Origin of the sequence: Longivirga aurantiaca, from assembly GCF_042660085.1 — a bacterium.
Lineage (GTDB): Bacteria > Actinomycetota > Actinomycetes > S36-B12 > CAIYMF01 > Longivirga > Longivirga aurantiaca.
On record NZ_JBHSTI010000060.1, the window covers coordinates 1 to 3077 of the forward strand.

General features: G+C 75.3%; 3 protein-coding genes. 2 read left to right on the forward strand and 1 reads right to left on the reverse strand.

Translation table 11 applies throughout. The features are described from left to right. A partial coding sequence (locus tag ACFQGU_RS17585; protein WP_386769003.1) for a CCA tRNA nucleotidyltransferase occupies positions 1–1297 on the reverse strand: 1297 nt, incomplete at its 3' end. Positions 1298–1438: 141 nt separating this feature from the next. Here ACFQGU_RS17585 and ACFQGU_RS17590 point away from each other — a divergent pair. Beyond that, a complete protein-coding gene (locus ACFQGU_RS17590) occupies positions 1439–1990 on the forward strand; it encodes an NUDIX hydrolase (protein WP_386769001.1) in 552 nt (183 codons plus the stop codon). Beyond that, positions 1987–3077, forward strand: a 1091-nt coding sequence (locus ACFQGU_RS17595; protein WP_386769002.1) for a DUF6049 family protein, incomplete at its 3' end; no start/stop codon positions are given. The genes ACFQGU_RS17590 and ACFQGU_RS17595, both read left to right, overlap by 4 nt.

Here is a 3077-nt window from a genome sequence, read left to right on the forward strand (position 1 = left end):
CCTCGCCCACCTCACGACCCGGCGCGAGTCCGAGCACCTCCATGATCCGGTTGCCGTCGAGCGCCGGCCGGATCGAGGCGAGCTCCTCCTCCTCCGACAGCCGTGCGATGCGCGCCTCGAGGTCGTCGTACGTCGCCGCGAGGTCCGCCGCCTTGCGCCTGTTGCGCGTGGTGCAGTCGGCGCGGGTCAGCTTGTGCAGCCGCGCGAGCTGGTCGCCGGCGTCGCGGACGTAGCGGCGGACGGCGGAGTCGGTCCACTCGCCCGCGCCGTAGCCGTGGAAGCGCAGGTGCAGCGCGACGAGCTCGGTCACCTCGGCGATGTCGGCGGTGGAGAACCGCAGCGCCTCCATCCGCTTCTTCGTGATCCGGGCGCCGACCACCTCGTGGTGGTGGAACGACACCCGGCCGTCGTCCTCGAACCGCCTCGTCCTGGGCTTGCCGACGTCGTGCATGAGCGCGGCGAAGCGCAGCACGAAGTCGGGACCGGTGACGGGCTCGTGCGTGGTCTCGAGCGCGATCGCCTGCTCGAGCACGATCAGCGTGTGCTCGTAGACATCCTTGTGGCGGTGGTGCTCGTCGACCTCGAGCGCCAGCGCCGGCAGCTCGGGCAGCACGAGCTGGGCGAGGCCGGTGTCGACCAGCAGCGCGAGACCCGCCCGCGGCTGGGCCCCGAGCACGAGCTTGATCAGCTCGTCGCGCACCCGCTCGGCCGACACGATCGCGAGCCGGCCGGACATCGCGGTCATCGCCTCGATCACCGCCGGGGCCACCGCGAAGCCGAGCGACGACGCGAACCGCGCCGCGCGCATCATCCGCAGCGGGTCGTCGCTGAACGAGTCCTCGGGCGTGCCGGGCGTGCGCAGCACCCGCGCGTGCAGGTCGGCGACGCCGGAGTGCAGGTCGACGAGCTCCCACGACGGCAGCCGCACGGCGAGCGCGTTCACGGTGAAGTCGCGGCGCACGAGGTCGTCGTCGAGCGAGTCCCCGTACGACACCTCGGGCTTGCGCGACTCGCGGTCGTACGCCTCGGCGCGGTAGGTCGTGATCTCGAGCTTGTGGTCGCCCTTGCGCACCCCGACCGTGCCGAAGGCGATGCCGACGTCCCAGGTGGTGTCGGCCCAGCCCTCGACGAGCTCGAGCACGCGCTCGGGCCGGGCGTCGGTGGTCAGGTCGAGGTCGTCCACGACACGCCCGAGGAAGGCGTCGCGCACGGGGCCGCCGACCAGGGCCAGCTCGTGCCCCGCCTCGGCGAACAGCTGCCCGAGCTCCTCGACGACGGCGGCCTCACCACGCAGCAGCGCGAGGGCCTCGGCGGGTGCGAGCACGCCGGAGCCACCCGGCGCCGGCCGCACGGCGGCGCCGGGGGGAGTGGGACGCGACGACTCGGTGGGCACGACGGCACAGCCTAGGCGAGCGCGGGGCGCGGTTATCCTCGCCGTATGTCCGGAACCCCCCGCCCCGCGCCCCCCGCGGGCGGGCGGCCGGCCCCCCGACCTGCCCCGCCGCGGCTCACCCGCGTGGAGGAGACCAGCGCCGGCGGCCTGGTCGTCGACCGCAGCGTCCCCGGCGCGCGGGCGGCGCTCATCGCCCGGCACGACCGGCGCGGGCGCCTGGTCTGGTCGCTCCCCAAGGGGCACGTGGAGGACGGCGAGACGCCCGAGGACGCCGCCGTCCGCGAGGTGCACGAGGAGACGGGGATCCTCGGCCGGGTCGTCGCGCCCCTCGGGGTGATCGACTTCTGGTTCGTCGCCGAGCAGCGCCGCGTGCACAAGACCGTGCACCACTTCCTGCTCGAGGCGCACGGCGGCGAGCTCTCCGACGACGACATCGAGGTGGTCGAGGTGGCCTGGGTGCCGCTCGCCGACGTCGCCTCCCGGCTCGCCTACGCCGACGAGCGCCGCCTCGTCGCCACGGCGCAGACCCTGCTGGCAGCCGAGACGGCCCCGCCCACCGGGGCAGCTGACGCCGTCCAGCCCGGCGACCCCGCATGAGGCCCCGCCGACGCCGGGCTCCCCTCCTCGCCGTCGCCGCCGCGACCGCGTTGCTCGTCGGCATCGTGCCGCCGGGAGAGGCGGCCTCGCCGTCGCCGTCCCCGGTCGAGCCGTCGCCCCTCGGCGAGGTGGCCGTCCACCTCACCTCGCAGCTGCCGCTCGTGCCGGCGCCCGGCGAGACCCTGCGGATCACCGGGTACGTCGAGAACACCACCGGCGCGAGCGTCACCGACGTCTCGGTGCGCCTGCGCCTGTCGCCCACCCCGGTCCGCAGCCGCGGCGAGATCGACCAGATCCTCGCCGGCGAGGCCGGCCGCACCGGCATCTCGGTCACCAGCACGCTCACCGAGCTGGCCACCGAGCTCGCCCCCGGTGCGCGCTCGCAGTTCTCGTTGAGCGTGCCGCTCGACGACCTCGGGCTCCCGCCCGTCACGCCCGAGGTGATCGTGCTCGGCGTCGAGTCGATCGCGGACGTCCCCGACGACGGCTCGGGCACCCGGCAGACCGGGTTCACACGCACGTTCCTGCCATGGTTCCCCGACCCCAACCAGGTCGACCCCACCCGCGTGACGCTGCTCTTCCCGCTCACGAGCGCACCCGCCCGCGAGGGCTCGGGGGTGTTCCTCGACGACCACCTCGGCACCGAGGTCGCCGCCCGCGGTCGGCTGCGACGGCTGCTCGAGGCCGCGGTGGCCGCGCCCGCCGCCGTCGCCTGGGTCGTCGACCCCGCGCTGCTCGAGTCGCTGCAGGACATGAGCGACGGGTACGAGGTGCGCGCGGACGACGGCACCACGGTCCCCGGCGAGCACGCGGGCGACGCGAAGGCCTGGCTCGCGCTCCTGTCGTCGCTCGTGGTCAACGCCCGGGTGACCGCCGCGGCCTACGCCCTGCCCGACGTCGTCGCGCTGCACCGCGCGGGCCTCGACCTCGATATCGCGCTCGCCACCACCACCGCCGGCGACCTGCCCGAGGAGGTCCTCGGCGTCCCCATCGACCGCGGCCTCGCCTGGCCCGTGAACGGCCTCGCCGACGACGGCACGCTCGACGCCCTGCGCGCCGCCGGGGCCCGGGCCGTGGTGCTGTCGGC